This window comes from Arthrobacter sp. 2MCAF14, assembly GCF_052115645.1.
Taxonomy (GTDB): Bacteria; Actinomycetota; Actinomycetes; order Actinomycetales; family Micrococcaceae; genus Arthrobacter.
Map to the genome: position 1 here is coordinate 1 of NZ_JBFRHB010000048.1, position 25287 is coordinate 25287.

Sequence of the window (25287 nt, forward strand, 5' to 3'; positions counted from 1 at the left end):
CGCGGGCGGCAGGCTTGTGGGAAACTTTCATCTACGAGATGCCTCTCTTTTCGGTGGTCAATGTGCTCTAGACAAGCTCCATTTTCCTCGAAAAGACGGGCATTCTCGGTTTAAACCGCCGCCCGCGTCTCGATCATCATCGGTGGATCAAGGTTTAGGCATCGACCTGTCGCCGGAGATGGTGACAGTAGCCCGCAAGGACCACCCCGGCCTGCAGTTCGATGAAGGGTCGATGGAGGCCCTGGAGCTGGCGGACGGCACTCTGGGTGGCATCGTTGCTTGGTATTCGATCATGCATACGCCGCCGGCCCGTTTGCCGGGAGTGTTCGCGGAGTTCCACCGGACCCTCCTGGACGGCGGCTTGGTGCTGCTCGCGTTCCAGGCCGGCGACGAGCCAAGGCATTTGGACTTCGCGTATGGCCACGAAATCGACCTCGACGCCTACCGCTTGCCGCCTGAGCGCATCATGGAACTCCTCCTTCAGGCTGGCTTTGTTGTTGAAGCGCAGCTTCTCCGCGAGCCGGACGACAGGCACGAGAAGACCCCGCAGGTGTGTCTCCTAGCCCGCAAGCCAGCGCGCAAACCGGCAACGGCGTGAAGGAAGCGGCGTAGCGGAAGCGGCGCAAAAGGCGGCCTAGGCCGGGAGCCGCAGCCCGCCGTCGTACATCTCGGCCAAGCCGTCACTCAGTAGCCCCTGAAGAGCGCGCTCCAGCTGCTCGGGGGCCGAATTCAAGCGGTGCAGGGCCGCCAGCGGGACGGCCGCGCCCTCGGCGGCGAAACCGAGGTCAGCTGCGGGTCGTTCGAACAGTTCAGGAGCTACCGGCGACTCTGCCACTCGCAATACGGCCATGACGGCACCCCGCAGCTGCCGGTCTGTGCCGTGCCACGCCTGGCCCTTGGGCGTATACGTGGGCGGCGGTTCACCTGCGGCAAGCCACGCGCAGGAATCGCGGACGGGGCAGTCCAGGCACTTGGGGGAGCGGGCGGTGCACACGAGCGCTCCGAGTTCCATGACGGAAGCGTTCCAGCGGACGGAGAGCCCGACGTCGTCGGGCATGAGTGATTCGGCGAGGCGCATCTCCGACGCGGTGAGCGACGGCGCCGGAAGCGCAAGTCCCGAAACGAGCCGGGCATGCACGCGCCGGATGTTCGTGTCTACGACCGTTTCGCGGCGACCGAAAGCAAAAGCAGCCACGGCCGCGGCCGTATAGTCGCCGACGCCGGGAAGGCTCAACAGGGAGGCATGCGTGTCCGGCACCCTGCCTCCATGCTCTTCCACGATCGCGACGGCGGCCGCATGGAGCCTGAGCGCGCGGCGGGGATAACCGAGCCTTCCCCAATGTCGCACGGCCTCGCCCGAAGGCTGCTTTGCGAGATCCGCGGGTTCCGGCCAGCGTTCCATCCAGTCTCTCCACACCGGCAGGACGCGGACTACCGGAGTCTGCTGCAGCATGACCTCGCTGACCAGGATCCCCCACGGGCTGCAGTCCGGCGACCTCCACGGCAATATGCGGGCCACCTCGGAGAACCAGCGGTCCATGGACTGGTGCAAGTCCGTGCGGCGATGGGTGCCGGCAAGTTCAGCGGCGCCTGGCAGTGACATGGAGATCCTTGCTGCGGTTCGTGGCGTGCCCTGTTGGCGGCCGATTCCTGCCATCCACTGTAGTGGAGCCGGCCGGGAATGACGTAGGTCATACTGGCTCCGATCAGGCCCCGGCGGCGTGGTGCGGCACCATCCACGCCTTGCGTTGCCTAGCCTAGAAGCATGGTCAACAAGGGCAAGCAACCGCCGAGGGCGCGCACGTCGCCGTCGGCGAAAAGCGCTGCCCGGGCCGGAGGCGCAAACCGTTCGGCGAACGGGGTCCGGCCCCAAAGGCGACGGACGAGCCCTGCCGTTTACCGGCGTCGGAGGATGGTTGTTTTCGGCGCGCTCCTGGTGGTCCTGGCGATGCTCGTGGCCGGGGCTGTGGCTATGAGTTCATCCCTTGCGGGCAAGGCTGATCCCGGCGCATCCAAGACCCAAGCGGTCGGAGCCGCTCCGGCGAGCCAGGCCCCTACGACGGATCCCATCGCGGCCACGACAACGCCCACGGCCACGCCGGTGTGCGACCTCAATCTGGTGACGGTAACGGCGTCCACGGACCAGCCTGCGTATGCGGCCGGGCAGAACCCCGTGCTGAGCATGAAGATCACCAATGGCGGGGCGGCACCGTGCCAGGTCAACGTCGGCACGTCCCAGATGGAGTTCCTGGTGATGAGCGGCGAGGACCGGATTTTCTCCTCCAAGGACTGCCAAGCGAAGGGCGATGACCTCGTGAAGCAGATTGATCCGGGCAAGAGCGAGATCGCCAACTTCCCGTGGCAACGCAACCGGACGACGGAGGGCTGCGGCGTAATCTCAGCCAAGCCTGCCGCCGGCACCTACACCTTCAAGGCCGTACTGGGAAACAAGGCGAGCACCAAAGCGGTCTTCCAGCTTGGCTAGAGGAACCTGTCCAGCCATTTGCTCAACAACCGACTGGGCCCACGCCGCCCGGGTTCCCTGGCCGCGGACCCACGCCGGCGAGGGCCCCGGCCTGAGCTTGCGAAGGCTGGGAGCCGGTGGGGACTTGCGAGGTTAGGGCGGCGCTGGGGACTAGAGGAACCTGTCCAGCAGGCTGGCTTCGGCCATGCGGCTGAGCCCTTCGCGGACGGTCCGGGCGCGCTGGTCGCCGATGCCGTCCACGGTCATGAGATCGTCGATAGTGGCGGCCATGAGGTACTGGAGTCCGCCGAAGTGCTCCACCAAACGGTCGGCCACGGCTTTCGGAACCGACTTCAGCCCGGACAAGAGGCGGTAGCCGCGCGGCTGCACACCGGCGTCGAGCACGTCCATGCCACCGGCGAAACCGATGATCCCGGCGATCTTGCCCAGATCGATCAGCTCCGCCGGGCCAAGATCCAGAAGGGCCTGCACCGCACCGTCGATGTCCTCGGGCGAGGCGTCGGCGCCGGCGTAGTCGCGGATGATCACGTCGCTGCCCGGGCCGCGGCCGGTGGTGAGCTCTTCCAACTGCAGCGAGAGCAACCTGCCGTCCTCACCCAGCTCCAGGACATACTGAGCGATTTCCTCGGCAATGCGCCTGACCATTTCCTGGCGCTGGAGGGTGACAGCCACATCCCGGACGGTGACCATGGCCTCGATTTCGAGGGCCGATAGGGCGCTAGTGACCTGATCCAAGCGGGCGCTGTAACGTTCCAGGGTTGCGAGAGCCTGGTTGGCGCGGGCCAGGACCTTCTCGGAGCCCTCAAGCACGTGTCGCAGGCCGTTGACGTAGAGGGCGATGATCTGCATGGACTGGCTGACCGAAATCACCGGAACACCGGTCTGGATGGCCACGCGCTCGGCCGTCCTGTGACGCGTTCCTGATTCCTGGGTCTCGATGCTGGAGTCAGGCACAAGCTGTACCGCGGCACGAAGGATGTTCCCGGCGTCCTTGTCGCAGATGATGGCACCGTCCATCTTCGCGAGTTCACGCAGCCGCGTCGGGGAGAAATCGATACCGATTTCAAAGCCGCCGGAGCAGATGGATTCGATGGTCCGGTCCGTTCCCAGCACAATCAGGGCGCCGGTGCGCCCACGGAGGATGCGTTCCAGGCCGTCGCGCAACGGTGTTCCGGGGGCCACCCTGCCCAGAGTCGCCTTGAGCGAATCTTCGGGGCTCCGAGCCATAGGTGTTCCCTTCAAAGGTGCACGCAGGCGCGCCCGCAAGTGTGCCGGTTTTCAGCAGTAAGTCAACGGGAGCAAAATGCCAGGTTTCCCGCAAGCTCAATGATAGAGGTATGGACCGGCAACAACCGCACGGGCAAGCCTTAAAGTGCCCCAAATTAGGTTATGTGGCGGGACCTTCGAAACGCGTTCGACGGCGGCCGCCGCACCGCCACTTTCAGCTCGGTCCCTGGACCCTCAGTTCGGTCCCGGAACCTCAGTGACCCTTGACCCTCAGGGAGCCGTCCGAAGGCGCGCGAGTCGCTCAAGGTCGCGTCGCACGCTCTGCAGCGCCGCTTCCCGGGCGGCAGCCCTTCCCGTGTCCGGATGCACTTGCCTCGCAGGAGGGTGGACTCCGCCTCTGCCGGCGTTCGGCCTGTGTCCTTGCTGGTTCGCAGCGGGGTTCCCCGCGGGGGAGGGGCCGAAGGGATCGTAGAACAAGTCATTCCCTGGATTCATTGATGCCCTGTTCCTTTCATGCCATCGTCGGCTGCCTGGTTTTTCCTGGCGGATGGCTCCAATCCGGGCCGGACGCGTCCGCTATGAGTTCAAACTATCGGCAGGTGATTTCGGAGGTTTGTGCACCTCGTTTCGATCCTGTTAAGCGCTGGCCCGGGACCCTGCCTCCGGCGTGGTCCCGGGCTGCGATAAACTTGGTATCTTGGCTGGCGCGCAAATCGTGCCGCTCCCTGAGTTGGCCCCCGGCCGGCACGGGGCCAGTATCCAGCCTCCATCCCACGTTCGGCCCGTCGTTCCAATGCGGGCGACGCCCAGATCGCAGCGAAAGTAGCACCGTGTCCCAAGAAGTCCTGAGCCCCGCCCGAGTCCAGGAAATTCACCATGAGGCCTCCCGGCGTCGGACTTTCGCGGTCATTTCGCACCCTGATGCCGGCAAGTCCACGCTCACGGAAGCCCTCGCCCTGCACGCCAAGGTCATCGGCACCGCCGGTGCGTCCAGCGGCAAGGCCAACCGCAAGGAAACTGTTTCCGACTGGATGCAGATGGAAAAGGAACGCGGTATTTCCATCAGCTCCGCGGCGTTGCAGTTCTCCTACCGGGATACTGTGATCAACCTGCTGGACACCCCGGGCCACGCCGACTTTTCCGAGGACACCTACCGCGTCCTGGCCGCCGTCGACTGCGCAGTGATGCTGGTGGACGCCGCCAAGGGCCTGGAAACGCAGACCATGAAACTCTTCGAGGTCTGCAAGCAGCGGAACCTTCCCATCATCACGGTCATCAACAAATGGGACCGCCCGGGCCTCGACGCCCTCGCGCTGATGGACGAGATCACGGAACGCACCGGACTCCAGCCCATGCCCTTGACGTGGGCCGTGGGCATTTCCGGCGACTTCCGTGGAGTCTGGGACCTGCGAAATGACCGCTTCGCACGGTTCGCGCGCAACAATGCCGGTGCCAACATCGCCATCACCGAGTACTTCACTCCGGAGGAAGCAGCCGAAACCCAGGGCAACTACTGGAGCGACGCCGTCGACGAAGCCGGACTCGTGATCGAATCGAACCTCGAGTTCAACATTGAGAGCTTCCACGCCGGAACGGCAACACCCATCCTCTTCAGTTCGGCGGCCCTGAACTTCGGGGTCAAGGAAATCCTTGACGCCCTGGTGGACTTCGCGCCTCCGGCCGCGCCCCGCCCCGACGTCGACGGCGAGCCCCGTTCCGTTGACGCTCCCTTCGCCGGGTTCGTCTTCAAGGTCCAGGCCGGCATGAACAAGGCCCACCGCGACCACGTTGCATTCATCCGTGTGTGCTCCGGTGTCTTTGAGCGCGGAATGGTTGTCACGCAGACCCGCACCGGCAAGTCCTTCGCCACCAAGTACGCCCAGCAGGTGTTCGGGCGCGAACGCGAAGTCATCGACGAGGCCTACCCCGGCGACGTCGTTGGCCTGGTCAACGCGTCCTCACTGCGCGTAGGGGACAGCCTGTTCCTCGAGGAGCCCGTGGAATTCCCCGCTATTCCGCTCTTTGCCCCCGAGCATTTCCAGGTGGCCAGGTCACAGGACCCCAGCCGCTTCAAGCAGTTCCGCCGCGGCATCGAACAGCTTGAGCATGAAGGCGTCATCCAGGTGCTCCGTTCGGACGTCCGCGGCGACCAGGCACCCGTGCTCGCGGCTGTCGGTCCCATGCAGTTCGAAGTGGTGGAAGACCGCATGGCCCACGACTTCAACGCCCCGATGCGCTTGGAGCGCCTTCCGTACTCGATCGCGAGGATCTCGACGGCGGAGGCCATGCCGACGCTCGCGAACGTCCCGGGTGCTGAGGTGCTGCTAAGGTCCGACGGCGAATATCTCGCGTTGTTCAACGATGTCTGGGCGCTGCGCCGGATCGAGAAGAACCACCCGAAGCTCACGCTGGTCCCGATCGGCACGCACAACCCGGCAAAATAGTATTTCCCTGGACATGCCCCTCGTATGAGCTGAGGGCTGGACACATTGCTGTTATGTCCAGCCCCTGGTTCGAACAGGGGGCATGTCCCGTGGGGGACGTGGGCTTGCGGGAGTGGTCAGTAGCTCACTTGGCGTTCGAGCTTGTTTCCCAGTCCCAGCATGGCGAGGCTCACCACGAGGAATCCTATGGAGATCGCCACTGCGAAGACCGCCACTGCGCCCCAACCGCCTGCGCGCATAGGGTCGATGAACCAGTAGGCGTACCAGTTGACGAAAGAGCCGCGGATCAGGCTGTAGACGAGATAGGCAACCGGGTAGAGCAGCCAGTACCAGAGGTGCTTGATGGTCAGCCTGGAGCGCGGAGGCTGGAACAGCCAATCGGCAACCATGACAACCGGCATCAGGTAGTGGACCACGAAGTTGACCCAAGGTTGCAGGGAGCCGAGGTCCTGCCCCGCCAGGAGTGCGCCGAAGACGAGTCCCACGACGGCCATGGCGATCGTCGCAGTGCCCCGGGTGGCGTCGTCGAGCTCGCTGGGCCGCTTGCCAACCAGCACGCGGTAGCCGCTGATCAGCAGCACCACCGACGCGAAGATGTTGGACAGGTTGGTGAAGTAACTGAAGAAGTTCCACGGATCGAAGCCCAGACCGATGTGGACCGTGAGCTGCGTCCACACCGCAACAAGGGTCAAGAGGCCAAAGAAGAGGCGTCCCCCAATGAGCACATTTCTTTTTGTCATGGGGACAATCTTCCGGTGGACGAGGCCAACCCATGCACCCGACACTCCGAAGCCAAGCCGGCCGCTAGGTGATCAGCAACTCCAAGGCCTCCGCCAGGTGTGCCACTTCGCGGACCGAGAAACCCTCCGGGACGGGGCCCGGTCCGTTGGGACTCGCCGGCACCACGGCGTGGGTGAACCCAAGCCGCTGCGCCTCGTGGATACGCTGGTTGATCCCGGGAACCGGACGGACCTCGCCGGCCAGGCCAACCTCGCCGAAGGCAATGAGCCGCTGCGGCAGTGCCTTGCGCGCCTTTGCCGAGGCCACGGCAAGCGCCACAGCCAGGTCGGTGGCCGGTTCGCTCAATTTCACTCCTCCGACAGTGGCCACGTAGGAGTCGTCCTTGTGCAGGATGCAGCCAGCCCGCTGTTGGAGCACGGCCAGGAGCATGGCGACGCGCGAGCTGTCCAGGCCGCTCGTGGCCCTGCGGGGTTGTGAGCTGGTACTTTCGGCCAGAAGCGACTGCACCTCGGCCAGCAGCGGGCGTCGGCCTTCCATGGTCACCGTGATGCAGGTGCCGGACACCGGCTCGCGTGTCCGCGATACAAAAAGCCCGCTGGGATCGGCTAGGCCTTCGATACCGGCCTCATTGAGGTCGAAGCAGCCGACGTCGTCCGTGGCACCGTAGCGGTTCTTGACCGCGCGCAACAAGCGCAAGCGCGAATGGCGCTCGCCTTCGAACTGGCACACAACGTCTACCAAGTGCTCCAGGAGACGCGGACCGGCAATGGAGCCGTCCTTCGTCACGTGGCCAACCACCAGCGTGGTCATGTTGCGACGCTTTGCGGCGGCGATGATGGACGCCGCGACTTCCCGGACCTGTGAGACTCCGCCAGCGCTGCCTTCGACATCGGCGCTGCTGAGGGTCTGCACGGAGTCCACAATCAGCAGCTTCGGCTCAAGCTTCTCCACTTGCCCCAGCGCCTGCCCGAGGTCCGTTTCCGCCGAGAGATAGAGGGTGTGCGCGACCGCGTCGATCCGCTCCGCACGGAGCTTGACCTGGGCAGCAGATTCCTCGCCCGTGACGTACAGGACGTCCTGCCCCGTGCGGGCGAACTTCGCAGCGACGTCCAGCAGGAGGGTGGATTTCCCGACGCCGGGTTCCCCGGCAAGCAGGATCACCGCGCCGGGAACCAGGCCTCCGCCCAGGACGCGATCCAGTTCGTCGACGCCGGTGGGCAGGAAAGCGGCCGTGGTGCCGTCTACCTCGGCAATCCGGCGGGCCGGCTCCAAAACCGTTGTTGCCGCCGTCGTACGCGCAACCGTGACGCCTGTTTCCTCCACGGTGCCCCACGCCTGGCACTCACCGCAGCGCCCCACCCACTTGACCGTGGTCCACCCGCATTCGGCACATTTGTACGCGGGCGTCTTGGAGGTGCGTGAGGTCTTGGAAGCCATGCGTACAAGGCTAATGGAGCGGTCGGACAGTCAAGTGCGCCTCACTGCAGGGGAGGGAGAACGTCCCGGGCTTCCCTGGGGTCCATGCCCGCGGCTTCGAGCAGGTCCACCATGAGCGGGCGGAAGAGCATCACCACTGTTTCACCCTCAAGCTTCTGGACGTGCAGCATTTTGGGGTGCAGCCGGGTGGCAATGTCGGCCAAGTCCTGCCGCGCACCGCGCAGGTGGGCGCGGCGGGCGCCGTCGTGCACTTCCGCGAGGCCGAGCGACAACTCCTCGACGGCCGCAGAGGTGTCCTGCAGGACCTCCGAAATGCTGTCCGTCGCCTCGTCCGTCAACGCTGCATGGTTGATGGCGCTCGTGAGCCGCCGCGCGAACACCCGGCTGTTGCGGAGGGCAAGGTCGATGGAATCCAGCGACTCCTCCAGCATTGTCAGCTCGTCGCGGTGCCGACGATAGGCCGGGGCAAGCGTGGCCACTTCACCAGAGGCCTTGAGGGATTGGCGCATCCGGTCCACGAGGGGCTGGCAGTTCCGCCCCCGGATGAGGGCATGCCAGGCCTGGGTGGAGTCGCTGTTGATCAAGGCGTCTGCACATTCACGGAGGACCTCCGAAAGTTCGTGCAGGAGTTTGCGGACGTCCTGGCGCGGTTCCCGGCGCGGGTCCTTCGGGACCAGCATGGTGACCAGCAGCGCGAAAACACCGCCCACTACAGCGTCGATGCTCCGGGTGAAAGGTCCCCCTGCCGGCGCGGGCAGCAAGACCACGAGAAGCGATTGCAGGCCCAGTTGGGTGGTGAAAATGGAGCCACCGTCCAGGAAACGTGCCAACAGGATGGAGAAAAGAAGGACGACAGCGGCTTGCCAGATCCCCGAACCCAACCAGTGGAGCAGGAGATCACCGACGACGATTCCGAGGGTGCAGCCAAACCCGACTTCCACTACCCGGCGAAGCCGTGGATCCCGCGAGAAGCCGAGCGCGATCAGTGACGAAGTCGCGGCGAAAAGGGGTCCTGAGTGCCCCAGGATATATTCAGCGAACGCGTAGGCGCCCACCGCGCACAGGGTCATCTGGACGGCCGGAACCAACGAGTTCCGGCTGCGGACGAGGCCGGTGCGCAGCCGCGCCCGCAGGAATTTCCTGCTTGCTGAAAGTCCTTGGGGGGCGGTCATGGCTCAAGTCTATTCAGGAGCGGCTGACGGAGTGCGGCTCGCCGAGGGAACCCCAAAGTGAGGGGCGTCACTTAATCCCTCATGACACGCCAAGCGCAAGTGCGACGCTGCACTTGTAAGCCAATGGTCCACAGTCGTTCACCTTCTGTTCACTTTGGACCGCCGGTCCCGTTACCTGCGGCTCCTACCGTCAATAAAGGTACAAACACGTACGCATATCTTTCGTATGCCGACTTTCTCCCTCGGCACGCATCAGAGAATCCCTGGAAGGGGTACATCCCAGTGAAGGCAACTCGCTTCGGCCGCAACGCGGCAATCGCGGTCCTCGCAGTCGGCGCACTTGCGCTGACCGCTTGCGGTTCAGACAACGCAACCGGCGCCGCACCGGCAGCCACCCCGAGCGCCGCGGCCGTCAAGGTCACCGGCACGCTGACCGGTATTGGCGCCTCCTCGACCGGCGCGGCCATGGACGCTTGGAAGGCAGCATTCGCTTCCGCCAACCCGGGTGCCACGGTCCAGTACTCCCCGGATGGCTCGGGCGCGGGCCGCAAGGCCATCCTCGACGGTTCCGCGCAGTTCGCGGGCTCTGACGCTTACCTGACCGACGCTGAGTTGGCCACCTCCAAGACCAAGTGCGGCACCGATGGCGCCATCAACATTCCGGTCTACGTCTCCCCGATCGCCGTTGCCTTCAACATTCCCAACGTCAAGGACTTGAAGCTCGACGCCGACACCGTTGCGAAGATGTTCCGCGGCCAGATCACCAACTGGAACGATCCCGCTATCGCCGCCCTGAACGCCGGCGTCTCGCTTCCGGACCTGAAGGTCACCCCGGTCAACCGCTCTGACGACTCCGGCACCACGCAGAACTTCACCGACTATCTGGCTGCTGCTGCTCCCTCGGTCTGGACCGACAAGGCTGCTGGCGTTTGGCCGGCATCCCTGAAGGGCGAGAACGCCAAGGGCACCTCCGGCGTCGTCAAGACCGTCACCGACACCCCGGGTGCCGTGACTTACGCTGACGATTCCGCAGTTTCCGGCAAGCTCGGCACCGCGCAGATCAAGGTTGGCTCGGACTTCGTCAAGATCTCCGCTGCCGCTGCCGCCAAGGCTGTTGAACTGGGCAAGCCCGTTGCAGGCCGCCCGACCGGCGACCTTTCCATCAAGCTCGACCGCACCACGACGGATTCCTCGGCCTACCCGGTGGTCCTCGTTTCCTACCACGTCGTCTGCACCACCTACGACAAGAAGGAAACCGCTGACCTGGTCAAGGCATTCGAGAGCTACGTAGTCTCCGACGCCGGCCAGCAGGCAGCTGCCGGCTCCGCCAAGTCCGCTCCGCTCTCCAAGGCGCTGCAGGACAAGGCGAAGGCCGCTGTTGACTCCATCAAGGCCAAGGCCTAAGGACCACAATGGAGTAGTGGTGCCGCGGACCGCGTCACCACTACCCTTGAATATCAACGTTCCCCGTCCCGCGCTGGTGAAACATCACCGGACGGGGCGGGGAACTTGGCCATTTTTGAGTGAATCTGAAGGATCGTGAAGTGACCACCAACTCCTTGACCACTTCCCAAGGTGCCGGACGCGCCGGGGACAAGGTCTTCTCCGGAGCCACCTTGGCCGCGGGATGCCTGATCCTCGCGGTTCTCTTCGGCGTCGCACTTTTCCTTGTCATCCAGGCCATTCCGGCCCTTGTGGCGCCACCCGCGGACATCCAAGGCGGCCACGGCTTCTTCGCCTACATCGGTCCGATCGTGGTGGGAACCCTGATTGCCGCCGTCATCGCCCTTGTGATTGCAACTCCCGTTGCCATCGGCGTCGCGCTGTTTATCTCCCACTACGCGCCCCGCAGGCTTGCCTCGGGCCTTGGCTATGTGGTGGACCTCCTCGCTGCCATTCCTTCCGTGGTCTACGGCGCATGGGGCGCGGCATTCCTTGCCCCCCAGATTTCGCCCGCCTACGGCTGGCTGGCCAGCAACATGGGCTGGCTGCCGATTTTCCAAGGCCCGGCTTCCGCTACCGGCAAGACCATCCTGACCGCGAGCATCGTCCTTTCCGTCATGGTCCTGCCGATCATCACTTCCCTTTCGCGTGAAATCTTCCTGCAGACCCCGAAGCTCCACGAGGAAGCAGCCCTGGCCCTCGGCGCGACCCGCTGGGAAATGATCAAGATGGCTGTTTTGCCCTTCGGCCGCCCGGGTATCGTGAGCGCCATCATGCTGGGCCTCGGCCGTGCACTTGGCGAGACCATGGCCGTCGCACTGGTCCTGTCCTCCGGCGTCCTGACCGCGAGCCTGATCCAGACCGGCAACCAGACCATCGCCGCGGAAATCGCCTTGAACTTCCCTGAAGCCAGCGGACTCAAGGTCAGCACGTTGATCGCGGCCGGCTTGGTATTGTTCGTCATCACCCTGGGTGTCAACATGATTGCACGCTGGATCATCTCCAGGCACAAAGAATTCTCGGGAGCCAACTAATGACTGTCACAGCCCCCGTGGCGCGCAAACGCTCCGCACTGACCAAGGGCCAGTTGCCCGCATTCGCACCGTACGTCGTCCTGGCCGTCGCCTTGGTGCTCGGCGCCGCGATCCTCGCCCTGATCGGGTTCAACGCCTTCGGCTGGGGCCTCGTGTCCGCCATCCTCTTCGCGATCGGCCTGGTCGGCTGGAGCGCAGCCGTCGAAGGCGGCCGCAAGGCGAGCGACAAGCTCGCCACCTGCCTGATCGTCGGCTCGTTCCTTGTGGCGCTGCTGCCCCTGATTTCGGTGATCTGGACAGTCCTCGTGAACGGCATCCCGGGCATCATCACCCCCGGCTTCCTGACGACATCCATGAATGGCGTCACAGGCTCCCTCGACAACAAGAGCGTCGATGAAGGCACCAAGGTCCTCGGCGGCATCTACCACGCGCTCCTGGGCACCGTGCAGATCACCCTGCTCGCCACTGTTATCTCGGTACCGGTGGGCTTGCTGACCGCAATCTACCTGGTGGAATACGGCAACGACCGGGCCCTTGCCCGTGCCATCACGTTCTTCGTCGACGTCATGACCGGCATCCCGTCGATCGTGGCAGGTCTCTTTTCCGCAGCCTTCTTCTTCGCCGTGGTCGGCCCGGGCACCAAGACCGGTGCGGTCGCCGCCGTCGCGCTTTCAGTCCTGATGATTCCGGTGGTGGTTCGTTCCAGCGAGGAAATGCTCAAGATCGTCCCGAACGAGCTCCGCGAGGCGGCTTACGCGCTGGGTGTCCGGAAGTGGCGCACCATCCTCAAGGTGGTCATCCCGACGGCGATTTCCGGCATTGCGTCCGGCGTTACCCTGGCGATCGCCCGAGTGATCGGCGAGACGGCTCCGATCCTAGTCACCGCAGGTTTCGCCACAACCATCAACAACAACGTGTTCGGCGGCTGGATGGCCTCGCTGCCCACGTTCATCTACACGCAGATCCTGAACCCGACCTCGCCGTCCAACCCGGACCCGTCGAGCCAGCGGGCATGGGGCGCCGCGCTGGTCCTGATCGTCCTGGTGATGCTCCTGAACCTCGGCGCCAGGCTGATCGCCCGGATCTTCGCCCCCAAGGCCGGCCGTTGAGCCGCCAGGCCACGCGCAAACTTTCAACCACAGCACCGAAGGAACACCATGTCTAAGCGGATCGACGTCAAGGATCTGAACGTCTACTACGGCAGCTTCCTGGCCGTTGAAGGCGTCAACATCAATATTGAAGCCAAATCGGTCACGGCGTTCATCGGCCCGTCCGGTTGTGGCAAGTCCACCTTCCTGCGCACCTTGAACCGCATGCACGAAGTGCTGCCCGGGGCGCGCGTCGAAGGCGAAGTCCTGCTCGACGGCGACAACCTTTACGGTGTGGGCGTGGACCCGGTGACTGTCCGCAGCCAGATTGGCATGGTCTTCCAGCGGCCCAACCCGTTCCCCACGATGTCCATCCGAGACAACGTGCTTGCCGGCGTGAAGCTGAACAACAAGCGGATCAGCAAGGGTGCGGCCGACGCGCTTGTGGAGAAGTCCCTGCGCGGCGCCAACCTGTGGAACGAGGTCAAGGACCGTCTTGAGAAGCCCGGCTCCGGACTCTCCGGCGGCCAGCAGCAGCGGCTCTGCATTGCCCGTGCCATTGCTGTGGAACCGCAGGTCATCCTCATGGACGAGCCCTGCTCCGCGCTGGACCCCATCTCTACTTTGGCCGTCGAAGACCTCATCAATGAGCTCAAGGACGAATACACCGTGGTAATCGTGACCCACAACATGCAGCAGGCCGCACGCGTTTCCGACAAGACCGCGTTCTTCAACATCGCCGGCACCGGCAAGCCCGGCAAGCTCATCGAGTTCGCGGACACCACCACCATCTTCAACAACCCGTCCCAGAAGGCCACGGAAGACTACGTCTCCGGCCGGTTCGGATAGTCCCCACCGGCTCCCAGCCTTCGCCAGCTCAGGCCGGGGCCCTCGCCGGTGTGGGCCCACTGCGAAAAGCCCGACGGCGACGGTTACCTTCCGAGGTGACTGCCGCCGTCGGGCTTTTGCGTGCTGGGCAGGCCCGCTGAACTCAGCGCGACAGCGGTGATAGCGCCAGCCCGAGGATGAACGCCACTGCGGCGGTAACGATCGGCGTCGCGACCCAGAACCCCAAGATCCGCAGCACCATCCGACGGTTGGTGACGGAAAAGTTCTGGTTGGTTCCCGCGCCGAGCACTGCCGACGTCACAGTGTGCGTCGTCGAAAGCGGCAAGTGGAAGCCGATGGCGCCGACGAACAGCATCAGCGAGGTCAGGCTCTGGGCGATGAATCCGCGCATCGGGTCTACCCGCGTCAGCTTGTAACCCAAGGTGTACGAGATGCGCCAACCACCACAAAGCGTTCCCGCCGTGAGCATGCCAGCCACCAGCAGGATGACCCAGAACGGGAGGTCATTGGAGCCGGACACACCGGCCGCCACGGCGCCCAACAGGATCACCGCTACGGATCTCTGCCCGTCCTGCAGGCCGTGGCCGAACGCGACGGCAGCGGCCGAGACAGACTGTGCGTGGCGGAAGCGGCCATGCACAACATCGGGCTGGGTGTAGCGGGCCGCCCACGTGACAGGCCACACGAGCAGATAGGAGCCAAGGAAGGCAATCACGGGGGACAGCAGCAAGGGCAACACGACTTGCGCCAGCAAAATACTGTCCACCCCGCTGATCGAGCTGCCTCCCATCAACGCGCTTGCGGCTCCGGCGCCCACGAGGCCTCCCACCAAGGCATGGGTTGACGAGAGCGGCACACCGCGCCACCAAGCGTAGATTCCCCAAAGGATGGCGCTGCACAACCCCGCGGCGAGTATTGTAAGCCCGTTCATTCCCGAGGGGAGAACCACCCACGACTGGCTGAAGACCAGTGCGAAACCGCCGCTGAGCAGCACGCCGGCAAAGTTGAAGACGGCCGCCAACACGACGGCAACCGACGGAGTCAGGGCACGGGTCCGCACAGAGAGTGCGACGGCGGTGGAGACGTCGCGGAAGCCGTTCAGGAATGCGAAGCCAGCCGCCAGCACCACCACAAGGGCGAAGAACGCGACCGCCACCTCATGCTTCCTTGACGATGATGCTGCCTACCTGGGTCGCGACGCGGCGCATGTCCTTGGTAGCGTCCACTAGTTGATTGGCTACGTCGCGGTTCCGCGAAAATTGGGTGGACTTCATGTCGCGGAGCATCTCGGCCACCCAGGTCCGATGGCTGCGCTCCGCACGCTTGGCCAGCCGCAAGACCTCGATCCAGTAATCCTCGAGTTCGTCCAGATCGTCGAGCTGGCGCATTGCATCAACCGTGAGTTCCGCCTGGCGGCTGATGATCTCCAACTGGTCCGCCGCGCGCTTGGGCACCCGGTCCAGTTTGTAGAGGGCCACGAGCTCACCTGCGGCATCCAGCTTTTCCATCGCCTCGTTGAGGAAACGGGAGAGGGCGTACATGTCCTCGCGGGGGAGCGGGTTCACGAAGCTCGTGCGCATGTGGGTCAGGAGGGCGAAATGCAGATCCGTGGATTTCGCCTCGTGTTCGTGCATCTCCTCCACAAGCCGTTCGTGCTCCGCGACAGGAGCTCCGAAGATCTCAGAAAGCGTCCCGGTTGCCTCAAGAATCTGGCGGGCCATTTGCGACAACAATTGCAACCCGGCGGGTTCTTGGGGGAAGAGACGCAGCTTCATTTGGCTTCCGGTAGGCGGGAGGGATAGGGGTGGTGCGGCGTCTTCGCCGAAGGGCATAAAAATGGTGCCGAACCGGATACGCCTCTCGGCGGTAGGCCGCTCGAAGCGGCTATAAGTTGAAGCCCGGGGGTTTCGCGGTTCGACACCAGTTTCAGTTTTCTACGTCGCCCGAGCTAAGTCAATCTTGACAGCTGGCGCCCGGGGTGGTTGTGACTGCCCCTCGCCCCTATATTTCATGTCAGTCCAGCTCTCCCAGGCGCCACGCATTGGCCGCGTGCTCGAGATCTTCCGCGGTCTTTACGAGCTGGTGGGAGTTCCGGGTCAGCTTGCTTGCGTGGCCTTCGTTGGAATGCTCCGCACTGTCCGCCAGGGTGGCTTGGCCCAGCGCGACGACGCGGCAAAACGCGGCTGAGCGTTCCAGCGCGACGTCGAAATCGCCGTCGAACGCTCCCGAAAGAATGGCGTCGGCCATTTGCTTCATTTCGTCGGCTCCCGGCGGCTCGGCAGCGCCCGCCACAACGTGGGAAACCTGGGCGGTGTCCCGGCCGGCCTTGAAGTACACGGAGATACGCTCCGAGTTCTGCATGGTGGCCGCGCGCAATGCATAGAGCCGCCACAAGGCGCCGGGCAAGGACCGGGCGGGGCTCTCGGCCCACATTTCGGCGATGGCCTCCAGGCCTTGCTCATCAGCGAGCTTCACGAGGCGCCTGGTGATCTTGGGATCATCACTATCTCGACCTCGCCGCACGAGGGCCTGAGCGGCAAGGTGCGCGGCTTCGGACACGCGCGCGGGGTCCGCTCCGCCCGCAAACGGCTCGAAGTCAACCGGCGCAAAGGGTTTCGGCTTGTGGTGCCTATTTGCTCCGCCGTAAACAGGAGGTCCCGATTGTTCGCTCATGCCCCAACGCTACTCCTGTGTTTTCGCTCGTGCACTCTTGACTGGGGCCTGTTGCAACCTCCCCATGTTTGGATCCGTGGGAGCGGCGACTCGCCTTAGTCTCCGCGTGTCGTCGTCGGGGCCTGGTTCAAAAGTGGGGAGAACGGTGCGGTGCCGGCTTGGACGGCGCGGATGCCAAGCGTGTCAAAACGGCCTTGAGCTTGAGGTACAGTATTTATGGCTGTTTCTACAGTCGGCAGGGGCCTTTAGCTCAGTTGGTAGAGCATCGGACTTTTAATCCGTGGGTCGTGGGTTCGATCCCCACAGGGCCCACTCTAAAACCCCCGGAACCGCACGGTTCCGGGGGTTTACTTGTGCCAAGCGAAAGCTAGGTCGTGCCCCACGCGGCCGGGTGGCGGCCGAGCGGTCCGGCTTGCTGCGACCAGTGCGCTGGGGCGCCGTCGATTCGCCCTGGAAGCGGCACGCGGCGCGCCGGCCCCCAGTCAGTGGTGGTTGCCGTGAGCGTGAAGTCATTCGGTGTAGGTACCGATAGGTGGTCGTTCGGCGGGGTCATCGAGTACAGCAGGTTGGCCGTGCCGATGAGTGAGCCTTGGATGCGGGCCGTCACTGAGTGAGTGAGGCGCCGGGTCAAGGCGCGGGCGACGGCCGCGGCCAATAGCCAGCCGGTCGCGTGGTCGAGGGCTTGAACAGGAAGCGGGGCCGGCTCCGCTTGGCCCGCGGCGGTAGCGCCGTCGTCGGCGATCCCGCAGCTCATCTGGACCAGGCTGTCGAACCCGCGGCGGTTGCGCCATGGGCCATCCCAGCCGTAGGCGTCCAGGCTCGCGATGATCAGGCCAGGGTTCACGGCGGTCAGGGCCTCGTCGTCGTAGCCCAGGCGTTTCAGCGCGTCAGCCCGCAGACCGGACACGAGCACATCGGCGCCCGCGAGCAGTTCCTCGAACGTCGCCCGGTCGCTTGAGGCAGTCAGATCCAGGGCGGCGGTACGTTTGCCGAGCGTCGTCTCAGGCAGTAGCGACGGGACCTCGTCAAAGCCCGGCGGGTCGATCCGCAGCACGTCCGCACCGTAGCCGGCAAGGAACTTGGTGCAGACCGGTCCAGCGATTACCCGAGTCAGGTCGAGCACGCGCACGCCGTCGAAGGGCAGTTTCCCGACGGCGTCCGGCGTGCGGGCACCGGATGAGCGGCGCTCGACGACGGTCAGGGGCGGCGCGTCCGCGGTCGCCGCCCCCGCGGCGGAGGCGAGCCACTGGACGCGGTTGTGCATGACGGCGGCGCATCCGCCCGCATTCACGATGGCCGTCTCCAATTCCTCGGCACGCAACCCGGCCACTGCGGCCTGAACTGTTTCGCGGTCATGGGCTCCAAGCACCCGCTCGACGGCGGCGCGGTGGCTGGCGTAGTTGGTGTGCAGCCTGATCCAGGCGTCGGCCGCACGATAGTTGCCGGCGATGGGGTCCCAGAGCGGTGGCCGGTTCCAGCCGACTGGAGTGAACAGCCTCTCGGACGCGAACGCGGCGCATGACTCCCGACTGTCTACCGTCACGGCCGGCTGCCGTGACTCTCGGCGAGCTGCCAGAAACTGTGCTGCCGCCACCGTTGCGACGGCCACCGCCCCCGTCGCGAGTCCTGTCACGTCGAAAGCGGCCGGGAGAACCGCCCGCGGCCCGGTCGTCGTTAGCTGAGCGGCCGCCAAATCCGCATCGTCTGCACCGAGTGCGTGCCACAAGCGGGAGGTCGCATCAGCGAAGCTGTCGTTCACACTCACCATTCTCAACGGGCCTGCACGGAACGAGCAATGGCGTCCGGATCTGATGCCTCCTGCCCAAGTGGGCCTTCAACTGCCAGACTGTTCTTCATGCATGCGCTTTTGGACGGACTCCTGAATACCAGCCCGCTCGTGATCGCGTGCATCGTTTTCGCCCTCGTGTTTGCTGAGGATGCAATCTTTGTGGGGTTCGTGATTCCTGGTGAAACGGCGGCGGTGGTCGGCGGGGTGATTGCGAGCCGCGGGCTCTTCGAATTGTGGGTCATGATCGCGATAGTGGTGATTGCAGCGATCACGGGAGACACCGTGGGCTACGAAATAGGCAAGCATTTCGGCCCACGGGTGATGGCCTTGAAAATCCTGGACAAAAGGCGCGCCCAATTGCAGAAGGCCGAAGACTTCCTCAAAGACAAAGGTGGCGTCGCGGTACTTTTGGGCCGGTTCACGGCCTTCTTTCGTGCAGTCATGCCCGCGCTCGCCGGACTCAGCCGCATGCCTTACCGGCGCTTCGCGTTCTGGAATTTCAGCGGCGGCATTATCTGGGGGTCCCTGTTCGTGACACTCGGGTTTGTGGCCGGAAATTCGTACGAAGAAGTGGCCCGCGTGGTGGGCCGGGGGGCAGCGGCTGTGGTGGCAGTAATTGTGGTGGCGATTGTGCTGGTGTGGCAGGTCAGGAAGCACCGCGCCAAGAAGGCCTGATGCCGCGGGAGCACGGAAATCTGGCGGAAACCTCAAGGCTTTAGGCTGGTCACAATTCGTTCGGGAGGGGCGGTGAATGGTCGAACTGGATATGTCTGATGTTTGGCGTTATAACCGTAGTAGCTGCCCCGACGTCCTCGGCTTATCTGAGCCTCGAGTGATCTGATGTCCGCTTTCTGCAGCACAGAACTTTAAGGAGAACCGATGCATCTTTTGCCCCGTGAGCAGGAAAAGCTCATGACCGTGGTCGCGGCCGACCTCGCCCGCCGTCGGCAATCCCGCGGTCTGAAGCTCAACTTCCCCGAAGCCGTGGCGATCATCAGCTACGAACTGATTGAGGGGGCACGTGACGGGAAAACCGTGGCTGAACTCATGAGCTACGGGACCACCCTGCTTGGTCGTGAGGATGTCATGCAAGGCGTGCCCGAGATGATCCATGACGTCCAGATCGAGGCCACATTCCCCGACGGGACCAAGCTCGTCACCGTCCACGACCCGATCCGCTAGGAGGCCAACATGATTCCCGGTGAATACCGTCTCCAAACAGAGCCCATTGCCTGCAACAGCGGACGCGAGGCAATCGCCGTCGACGTCGTCAACCGTGGCGACCGCCCGGTCCAGGTGGGCTCGCATTACCACTTTGCCGAATCGAATCCCGCGCTCGATTTCGACCGCGAAGCCGCTTACGGCCGCCGCCTCGACATCCCAGCCGGAACGGCCGCGCGCTTCGAACCCGGCGATTCCAAGACCGTCAAGCTCATTGCGCTTGCAGGCAGCCGCGAAGTCTACGGCCTACGGAACGCCGTCAACGGTCCCCTTGATGTTGACGCTGGAAAGCACGACGGCGGCGCTGCCGCTGCCACCGAAGGGCCCGGAGCAGGCAAGGAAGGGACAGCCCAGTGAGCTTTGAAATTTCGCGTAAGCAGTACGCAGACCTCTACGGACCGACGACGGGCGACTCGATCCGCTTGGCGGACACCGAACTTTTCCTTGAGATCGAGAAGGACTATACGGTCTACGGCGAAGAGGTCATGTTCGGCGGCGGCAAGGTGGTCCGGGACGGCATGGGGCAGAACGGCCAAGTGACCCGGGATGAGGGCGTCCCGGACACCGTCATTTCGAACGTGGTGGTCCTCGACTACACCGGAATCTACAAGGCCGATGTTGCGCTCAAAGACGGCCACATCTTCAAGATCGGCAAGGCCGGCAACCCCCAGATCGCCGACGGCGTGGACATCGTGATCGGGGCCAGCACCGAGATGATCGCAGGGGAGGGCAAGATCCTCACCGCAGGCGGCGTCGACACCCACATCCACTACATTTCCCCGGACCAAGTCCCCACGGCCCTGTGCAGCGGCATCACCACCATGGTCGGCGGCGGCACTGGACCGGCGGAAGGTACCAAGGCCACCACCATTACTCCCGGTAAATGGCACATTTCGCGGATGCTGCAAGCCGCGGAAGGGCTGCCGATCAATATCGGCCTCTTCGGCAAGGGCCACGCGTCCGCGATCGAGCCGCTCGCCGAACAGATCCGCGCAGGCGCCGTAGGCCTCAAAGTCCACGAAGACTGGGGCGCCACGACCTCGTCGATCGACATGTCCTTGCGCGTAGCTGACGAATACGACGTGCAGGTAGCCATTCACACGGACACCCTCAACGAGTGCGGATTCGTGGAGGACACCATCAAAGCCATCGATGGTCGCGTGATCCACACCTTCCACACCGAAGGCGCCGGCGGCGGGCACGCTCCGGACATCATCAAGATCGCCGGATTGCCGAACGTGCTCCCGGCATCCACCAACCCGACGCTCCCGTACACGCGCAACACCATCGAAGAGCACCTGGACATGCTCATGGTGTGCCACCACCTCAACCCGGACATTCCGGAAGACGTGGCGTTCGCCGATTCCCGCATCCGGGCCGAAACCATAGCGGCGGAAGATGTGCTCCAGGACCTGGGCATCTTCTCCATGACCTCCTCGGATTCCCAGGCCATGGGCCGTGTGGGCGAAGTTGTCATCCGCACCTGGCAAGTGGCCGACGCCATGAAGCGGCAGCGGGGCATCCTCAAGGACGCGTCAGGCGCGAGCCACGGCGCTCCGAACGGCTTGGGCGCGGAAAGCGACAACTTCAGGATCAAGCGCTACATCTCCAAATACACCATCAACCCGGCGATAGCGCAGGGCATGGCAGACTCCATCGGCTCCGTGGAGGTGGGCAAATTCGCCGACCTCGTCCTCTGGAATCCGGCATTCTTCGGTGTGAAGCCGGAGCTCGTTCTCAAGGGCGGCCAGATTGCCTATGCACTCATGGGCGATTCCAACGGCTCCATTCCCACCCCACAGCCACGCACCATGCGCCCGATGTTCGCCACCCACGGCAAGGCGTTGCAGCAGTCCTCCATCACCTTCCTGTCCAAGGCGGCCATCGACGCCGGCGTCCCGGAAGAGCTTGGCCTTGAACGCGTCATCCGGGCTGTATCCGGAATCCGGAACCTGAGCAAAGCGGACCTCAAGTTCAACGGCGAAACCCCCGACATCGCCGTCGACCCCGAAACCTACAAAGTGACGGTCGACGGTGAAGACGTCACCTGCGAGCCCTCCGACGTGCTGCCCATGGCCCAGCGCTACTTCCTTTTCTAGACCGCCGGAGGAGAACCGCATGATCATCGAAAAGATTCTCGGCAACCTGCACGAACTGCCCGATCCCGAACAATACGCCGGCCTCCACAAGGAGAAAGTCGTGCTGCCCAGCGCTCAACTGGTCAAACGCATCCAGCGCGTCACCACGGACCACGGGAAGGAACTCGGCATCCGCCTCCCGGCCGGCTCCGGAGACCTGCGCGACGGCGACATCCTCGCCGTCGAGGATGCGAACCTGATCGTGGTGTCCGTGCTGCCGAGCGACGTCCTGGTCATCGCCGCCCGAAGCATCTACGAAATGGGTGTCGTGGCGCACTCCCTCGGCAACCGGCACCTACAGGCCCAGTTCTTCGACGCTGCGTCCGAGTACGGGGCCGAAGTCATGGTGTGCCAGTACGACCACACCGTCGAGGACTACCTCAAACACGTCGGTGTGCCTTACGACCGCCAGGAACGCGTAATGCCGGTGCCTTTCCGCCATGCTGAACACACGCACTGAGTCGGTTCAGGCGCGCCGCTCTTCGCGCGGGGTGTCGGGTTCGGTCGCCTTTGCTTCGGCAGGTGATACGGGCCGTGCCCGCTTCGCGGTGCCCTCCACACCGCGGCCCCTATCACCTGCCTCCGCCCTGTACGTCACCACATCTGCGCTCGTGCGAGGCGCCTCATGAGCGCCGCTTATCAGCTCGCGTTGCAGCAGCTCACTGACTCCGCTCTTCCTACCGGGGCGTTTGCGCATTCTCTTGGGTTCGAGACGTATATCGAGCGTGGGGTCGTAGCTGATGAAGGGAGTTTCGGGGTCTGGCTGTCCGCGTTTGTCGGGCAGCAGTTGACCTATTCCGATGGCTTGGGCATTCGGTTCCTTTATGAGGGGGTGGATTTGGGGGAGTTGGATGCTCATTTGAGTGCTCAGCTCTTGCCCCGGCAGTTGCGGGAGGCCAGTACCAAAATGGGCGGGCGGCTGATCGAGATCGGAACAGAAGTTTTTCCGTCGGCCGAGCTCGAGGCGTACCGGACTCTCGTGACCACGGGCCGGGCTGCCGGGCATCAGCCGCTGGCGTTCGCCGTCGTCGCGCGCTCGCTGGGCGTGCCGTTCGAAGAAGCGCTCGCCGGATACCTTTTCGCGGCGGCCACCTCCCTGACGCAGAACGCCGTGCGCGCCATCCCGCTCGGCCAGAACTCCGGGCAACGGCTGTTGCGCAAGGCGCACGACGACGTCGCTGCCGCCGTCGAACATGTCCGGCACCTCAGCTGGGACGACTTCGGAGCCGTCAGCCCCGGGCTGGAAATTTCGCAGATGCGGCACGAATGGCAACGCGCGCGCATGTTCATGAGCTAGAACCATAGGAGGACACATGTCTGAACCCATCAAGATCGGCATCGGCGGCCCGGTAGGTGCCGGCAAAACGCAGCTTGTGGAGCGCCTGACCCGCCACATGAGCCGGGAAATCTCCATGGCCGCCATCACCAACGACATCTACACGATCGAAGACGCCAAGATCCTCGCGGCCAACGGCATCCTGCCCGAGGACCGCATCATCGGCGTCGAAACCGGCGGCTGCCCGCACACCGCCATCCGCGAAGACACCTCCATGAACACGGCAGCCATCGAGGAACTCAAGAAACGGCACCCCGACCTGCAGGTCATCTTCGTGGAATCCGGCGGCGACAACCTCTCCGCCACGTTCAGCCCCGAACTCGTGGACTTCTCGATCTACATCATCGACGTCGCCCAAGGGGAGAAAATCCCCCGCAAAGCCGGCCAAGGCATGATCAAGTCGGACCTCTTCATCATCAACAAGACCGACCTCGCCCCGTTCGTCGGCGCAGACCTGTCAGTGATGGAACGGGACTCCAAGGAATTCCGTGGCGACAAGCCCTTCTGCTTCACCAACCTGAAGACCGACGAAGGGCTGGACAAGGTCATCGCATGGATGCGGCACGACGTCCTGATGCTCGACCTGGCGCAATGAGCACGACGGCGACGGCGGCTGTGGCGCTGGACCCGCTTGCTGGCGCTGCTTGCTCCGCTGCTGCTGTCGTCTCGCCGCGGGGCGAACTCCAGTTGCGGATCGCCGAACGTGTCGGGCGTTCTGTGGCCGTGCAGCAGTTTCATCAGGGTGCCTTGCGGGTTTTGAGGCCGCACTACTTGGATGGGTCCGGGCAGGTTTGTTATGTCGTGGTCAATCCGGGCGGGGCGTACTTGGGGGCGGATCTCTATGTTGTGGACGTGGAAGTCGAGGCCGGGGCTTCGTTGCTCTTGACGACGCAGTCGGCCACGAAAATCTATCGGACTCCGGGGTCGTTTGCTGAGCAGCGGATGACCATCCGCCTGGGAGAAGGGGCGGAACTGGAGTTGGCTCCCGACCAGCTCATCGCCTACCGGGAGGCCAGCTATCGGCAGAATACGCACATCACTGTGCATCCGACGTCGAGCCTGATCATGGCGGAAGTCATCACTCCCGGCTGGTCGCCGGACGGCGCCTCCTTCCGGTACCGGGAACTGCGGCTCCGGAACGAGATCCAGGTGGAGGGCGACGACGGCGCAGCGCTGCTCGCGCTCGACAACCTCCTGATCCGGCCGCCCCTGGGCGATGTAACCGGAATGGGCTTCATGGAGGGCTACAGCCACTTGGGTTCGCTCATTGTTGTGGATTCTCGGGTTGACCAGGCGCTCGCCGATGAACTGCACCGGCTGACGGCGGGGTATGACGCGTACTCGGGCTTGTCGCTGACCCGAACCCTTGCGGGCACAACGGGCCTGGTCCTGCGGTCCCTCTCGAACAGCACCGAGGAACTGAATCGATTGCTTGGTGCCTGCACCGGCCTTTTGCGCGAACGCTGGTACGGCCGGGCGCCGCTGAACCTAAGGAAGTACTGATGACCTCACTCGCGGAGTTCGCCTCGATGTACCGCCGGCGCGAGCATCTCCCGATGAGGTCGCGCCTCGCGTTCATGTTCGGTTCCGTCGTCCTCTTGCACCTTGCCGCCGTCGTACTCCTGCTGGTGGGTGGCGCCGGTGGCGGGCAGCCGCTGGCGGTGGGCCTTGTGCTGACGGCCTATGTGGCCGGCATCAAGCACAGCTACGACTGGGACCACATCGCCGCGATCGACAATTCCACACGAAAATTCGTGGCACAGCGCAAGGACCCCGTGAGCGTCGGATTCGCCTTCAGCCTGGGCCACAGCTCCGTGGTAATCCTGGCCGGTGTCATGGTGATCGGCGGCGCCAGCCTGGTTGGCCAGCTCATGGAGGACGGCACCACCGGACACCTAGTGCTGGGGCTGATCGGCAGCGGCGTTTCCAGCCTCTTCCTCCTGGCCATGGGCGTCTTCAACGGGTCTGCGTTCCTCCGCACGATGCAGCTGTACCGCGCCGCCCAGGCTGGTGCTGCGATCGCCGTCGACGACCTCGAAACCAAAGGGCTCATCTCGCGGCTTTTGGCTAAGCCTCGATCCACCGATGTGCCCGGGCTGATGATTTGAATCCGGTTCGGCTCGTTGTGCGGGCAGGGAGCATGCTGGGGTGCCAGGCCTCGCTGCCCTTCGGTGTTCCACTGTTGGTCCTGGTTGCGCCGGGTGGCTGGG

At 64.2% G+C, this 25287-nt stretch carries 24 protein-coding genes, 1 tRNA gene and 1 pseudogene; 17 read left to right on the forward strand and 9 right to left on the reverse strand.

Going from position 1 to position 25287, the window contains the following annotated elements; translation table 11 throughout:
- The first annotated feature begins 142 nt into the window (after positions 1-142).
- Complete coding sequence (locus AB4074_RS22030) at positions 143-598, forward strand: class I SAM-dependent methyltransferase (protein ID WP_441415299.1); 456 nt, start codon at positions 143-145, stop codon at positions 596-598.
- Between the two features lie 36 nt (positions 599-634).
- Here AB4074_RS22030 and AB4074_RS22035 read toward each other — a convergent pair whose 3' ends face one another.
- Entirely contained in the window at positions 635-1603 is a 969-nt protein-coding gene (locus tag AB4074_RS22035) for an A/G-specific adenine glycosylase (RefSeq protein ID WP_441415300.1), read from the reverse strand.
- Positions 1604-1912: 309 nt separating this feature from the next.
- On the opposite strand from AB4074_RS22035, the gene AB4074_RS22040 reads away from it, so the two are divergent.
- Positions 1913-2485, forward strand: coding sequence for a hypothetical protein (locus AB4074_RS22040; protein ID WP_441415301.1), 573 nt, complete (start codon positions 1913-1915; stop codon positions 2483-2485).
- Between the two features lie 150 nt (positions 2486-2635).
- On the opposite strand, the gene disA is transcribed toward AB4074_RS22040, so the two are convergent.
- Complete coding sequence (gene disA, locus AB4074_RS22045) at positions 2636-3712, reverse strand: DNA integrity scanning diadenylate cyclase DisA (protein WP_059388344.1); 1077 nt, start codon at positions 3710-3712, stop codon at positions 2636-2638.
- A gap of 830 nt (positions 3713-4542) precedes the next feature.
- Between disA and AB4074_RS22050 the strand changes: the two genes are divergently transcribed.
- A complete protein-coding gene (locus AB4074_RS22050; RefSeq protein WP_441415302.1) occupies positions 4543-6156 on the forward strand; it encodes a peptide chain release factor 3 in 1614 nt (537 codons plus the stop codon).
- Positions 6157-6272: 116 nt separating this feature from the next.
- Here AB4074_RS22050 and AB4074_RS22055 read toward each other — a convergent pair whose 3' ends face one another.
- The 3 genes from AB4074_RS22055 to AB4074_RS22065 all read right to left on the reverse strand — a co-directional run bounded on the left by AB4074_RS22055 (position 6273) and on the right by AB4074_RS22065 (position 9506).
- On the reverse strand, positions 6273-6896 hold the full coding sequence (locus AB4074_RS22055) for a Pr6Pr family membrane protein (RefSeq protein ID WP_441415303.1): 624 nt from the start codon (positions 6894-6896) through the stop codon (positions 6273-6275).
- Between the two features lie 64 nt (positions 6897-6960).
- A complete protein-coding gene (gene radA / locus AB4074_RS22060) occupies positions 6961-8334 on the reverse strand; it encodes a DNA repair protein RadA (protein ID WP_441415304.1) in 1374 nt (457 codons plus the stop codon).
- 41 nt (positions 8335-8375) lie between these two features.
- On the reverse strand, positions 8376-9506 hold the full coding sequence (locus AB4074_RS22065; RefSeq protein WP_441415305.1) for an FUSC family protein: 1131 nt from the start codon (positions 9504-9506) through the stop codon (positions 8376-8378).
- A 282-nt stretch (positions 9507-9788) separates the two neighbouring features.
- Between AB4074_RS22065 and pstS the strand changes: the two genes are divergently transcribed.
- From pstS to pstB, 4 genes are all read left to right on the forward strand, one after another.
- Positions 9789-10910: a phosphate ABC transporter substrate-binding protein PstS gene (pstS, locus tag AB4074_RS22070; protein WP_441415306.1), complete on the forward strand. Its 1122-nt coding sequence runs from the start codon at positions 9789-9791 to the stop codon at positions 10908-10910.
- Positions 10911-11050: 140 nt separating this feature from the next.
- On the forward strand, positions 11051-11983 hold the full coding sequence (pstC, locus tag AB4074_RS22075) for a phosphate ABC transporter permease subunit PstC (RefSeq protein ID WP_284990886.1): 933 nt from the start codon (positions 11051-11053) through the stop codon (positions 11981-11983).
- A complete protein-coding gene (gene pstA, locus AB4074_RS22080; protein WP_441415307.1) occupies positions 11983-13092 on the forward strand; it encodes a phosphate ABC transporter permease PstA in 1110 nt (369 codons plus the stop codon). Before pstC ends, pstA begins: the two co-directional genes overlap by 1 nt.
- Before the next feature lie 48 nt (positions 13093-13140).
- A complete protein-coding gene (gene pstB / locus AB4074_RS22085) occupies positions 13141-13920 on the forward strand; it encodes a phosphate ABC transporter ATP-binding protein PstB (RefSeq protein WP_441415308.1) in 780 nt (259 codons plus the stop codon).
- A gap of 142 nt (positions 13921-14062) precedes the next feature.
- On the opposite strand, the gene AB4074_RS22090 is transcribed toward pstB, so the two are convergent.
- The 3 genes from AB4074_RS22090 to AB4074_RS22100 all read right to left on the reverse strand — a co-directional run bounded on the left by AB4074_RS22090 (position 14063) and on the right by AB4074_RS22100 (position 16593).
- The gene (locus AB4074_RS22090) at positions 14063-15076 is read right to left on the reverse strand and encodes an anion permease (protein WP_441415309.1); all 1014 of its coding nucleotides are present in this window, start codon (positions 15074-15076) and stop codon (positions 14063-14065) included.
- Between the two features lies 1 nt (position 15077).
- Positions 15078-15695, reverse strand: a complete 618-nt coding sequence (locus AB4074_RS22095; RefSeq protein ID WP_345450326.1) for a DUF47 domain-containing protein — start codon at positions 15693-15695, stop codon at positions 15078-15080.
- A 238-nt stretch (positions 15696-15933) separates the two neighbouring features.
- On the reverse strand, positions 15934-16593 hold the full coding sequence (locus AB4074_RS22100; RefSeq protein ID WP_078106945.1) for a hypothetical protein: 660 nt from the start codon (positions 16591-16593) through the stop codon (positions 15934-15936).
- Positions 16594-16832: 239 nt separating this feature from the next.
- Between AB4074_RS22100 and AB4074_RS22105 the strand changes: the two genes are divergently transcribed.
- Positions 16833-16905, forward strand: a tRNA-Lys gene (locus AB4074_RS22105).
- A gap of 55 nt (positions 16906-16960) precedes the next feature.
- Here AB4074_RS22105 and AB4074_RS22110 read toward each other — a convergent pair.
- Entirely contained in the window at positions 16961-18352 is a 1392-nt protein-coding gene (locus AB4074_RS22110; RefSeq protein WP_441415310.1) for a CoA transferase, read from the reverse strand.
- Positions 18353-18448: 96 nt separating this feature from the next.
- Here AB4074_RS22110 and AB4074_RS22115 point away from each other — a divergent pair, with 96 nt between their 5' ends.
- From AB4074_RS22115 to AB4074_RS22155, 9 genes and pseudogenes are all read left to right on the forward strand, one after another.
- Positions 18449-19057 carry a DedA family protein gene (locus AB4074_RS22115; protein WP_437772060.1) on the forward strand — a complete coding sequence of 203 codons (609 nt, stop codon included), beginning with the start codon at positions 18449-18451 and terminating at the stop codon, positions 19055-19057.
- A gap of 204 nt (positions 19058-19261) precedes the next feature.
- Complete coding sequence (locus AB4074_RS22120) at positions 19262-19564, forward strand: urease subunit gamma (protein WP_441415311.1); 303 nt, start codon at positions 19262-19264, stop codon at positions 19562-19564.
- Positions 19565-19573: 9 nt separating this feature from the next.
- Positions 19574-19960 carry an urease subunit beta gene (locus tag AB4074_RS22125; RefSeq protein WP_441415312.1) on the forward strand — a complete coding sequence of 129 codons (387 nt, stop codon included), beginning with the start codon at positions 19574-19576 and terminating at the stop codon, positions 19958-19960.
- Positions 19957-21702, forward strand: a complete 1746-nt coding sequence (gene ureC, locus AB4074_RS22130) for an urease subunit alpha (protein ID WP_441415313.1) — start codon at positions 19957-19959, stop codon at positions 21700-21702. Before AB4074_RS22125 ends, ureC begins: the two co-directional genes overlap by 4 nt.
- Before the next feature lie 19 nt (positions 21703-21721).
- On the forward strand, positions 21722-22201 hold the full coding sequence (gene ureE / locus AB4074_RS22135) for an urease accessory protein UreE (RefSeq protein ID WP_441415314.1): 480 nt from the start codon (positions 21722-21724) through the stop codon (positions 22199-22201).
- 165 nt (positions 22202-22366) lie between these two features.
- Positions 22367-23038, forward strand: coding sequence for an urease accessory protein UreF (locus AB4074_RS22140; RefSeq protein ID WP_441415315.1), 672 nt, complete (start codon positions 22367-22369; stop codon positions 23036-23038).
- Between the two features lie 16 nt (positions 23039-23054).
- Positions 23055-23672, forward strand: a complete 618-nt coding sequence (ureG, locus tag AB4074_RS22145) for an urease accessory protein UreG (protein ID WP_078106937.1) — start codon at positions 23055-23057, stop codon at positions 23670-23672.
- Complete coding sequence (locus AB4074_RS22150) at positions 23669-24580, forward strand: urease accessory protein UreD (RefSeq protein WP_441415316.1); 912 nt, start codon at positions 23669-23671, stop codon at positions 24578-24580. The genes ureG and AB4074_RS22150 overlap by 4 nt, the downstream gene beginning before the upstream one ends.
- A pseudogene (locus tag AB4074_RS22155) lies at positions 24580-25158 on the forward strand (HoxN/HupN/NixA family nickel/cobalt transporter); the annotation flags it as partial. The gene AB4074_RS22150 and the pseudogene AB4074_RS22155, both read left to right, overlap by 1 nt.
- Between the last annotated feature and the right edge of the window lie 129 nt (positions 25159-25287).

Coding starts and splice junctions, on each gene's coding strand:
- radA (WP_441415304.1), bottom strand. CDS start 8,334: ATGGCTTCCAAGACCTCACGCACCTCCAAGACGCCCGCGTACAAATGT.
- AB4074_RS22040 (WP_441415301.1), top strand. CDS start 1,913: ATGGTTGTTTTCGGCGCGCTCCTGGTGGTCCTGGCGATGCTCGTGGCC.
- AB4074_RS22055 (WP_441415303.1), bottom strand. CDS start 6,896: ATGACAAAAAGAAATGTGCTCATTGGGGGACGCCTCTTCTTTGGCCTC.
- ureG (WP_078106937.1), top strand. CDS start 23,055: ATGTCTGAACCCATCAAGATCGGCATCGGCGGCCCGGTAGGTGCCGGC.
- AB4074_RS22140 (WP_441415315.1), top strand. CDS start 22,367: ATGAGCGCCGCTTATCAGCTCGCGTTGCAGCAGCTCACTGACTCCGCT.
- AB4074_RS22065 (WP_441415305.1), bottom strand. CDS start 9,506: ATGACCGCCCCCCAAGGACTTTCAGCAAGCAGGAAATTCCTGCGGGCG.
- disA (WP_059388344.1), bottom strand. CDS start 3,712: ATGGCTCGGAGCCCCGAAGATTCGCTCAAGGCGACTCTGGGCAGGGTG.
- pstA (WP_441415307.1), top strand. CDS start 11,983: ATGACTGTCACAGCCCCCGTGGCGCGCAAACGCTCCGCACTGACCAAG.
- AB4074_RS22150 (WP_441415316.1), top strand. CDS start 23,669: ATGAGCACGACGGCGACGGCGGCTGTGGCGCTGGACCCGCTTGCTGGC.
- AB4074_RS22120 (WP_441415311.1), top strand. CDS start 19,262: ATGCATCTTTTGCCCCGTGAGCAGGAAAAGCTCATGACCGTGGTCGCG.
- AB4074_RS22100 (WP_078106945.1), bottom strand. CDS start 16,593: ATGAGCGAACAATCGGGACCTCCTGTTTACGGCGGAGCAAATAGGCAC.
- ureE (WP_441415314.1), top strand. CDS start 21,722: ATGATCATCGAAAAGATTCTCGGCAACCTGCACGAACTGCCCGATCCC.
- pstB (WP_441415308.1), top strand. CDS start 13,141: ATGTCTAAGCGGATCGACGTCAAGGATCTGAACGTCTACTACGGCAGC.
- AB4074_RS22115 (WP_437772060.1), top strand. CDS start 18,449: ATGCATGCGCTTTTGGACGGACTCCTGAATACCAGCCCGCTCGTGATC.
- AB4074_RS22035 (WP_441415300.1), bottom strand. CDS start 1,603: ATGTCACTGCCAGGCGCCGCTGAACTTGCCGGCACCCATCGCCGCACG.
- AB4074_RS22095 (WP_345450326.1), bottom strand. CDS start 15,695: ATGAAGCTGCGTCTCTTCCCCCAAGAACCCGCCGGGTTGCAATTGTTG.
- AB4074_RS22125 (WP_441415312.1), top strand. CDS start 19,574: ATGATTCCCGGTGAATACCGTCTCCAAACAGAGCCCATTGCCTGCAAC.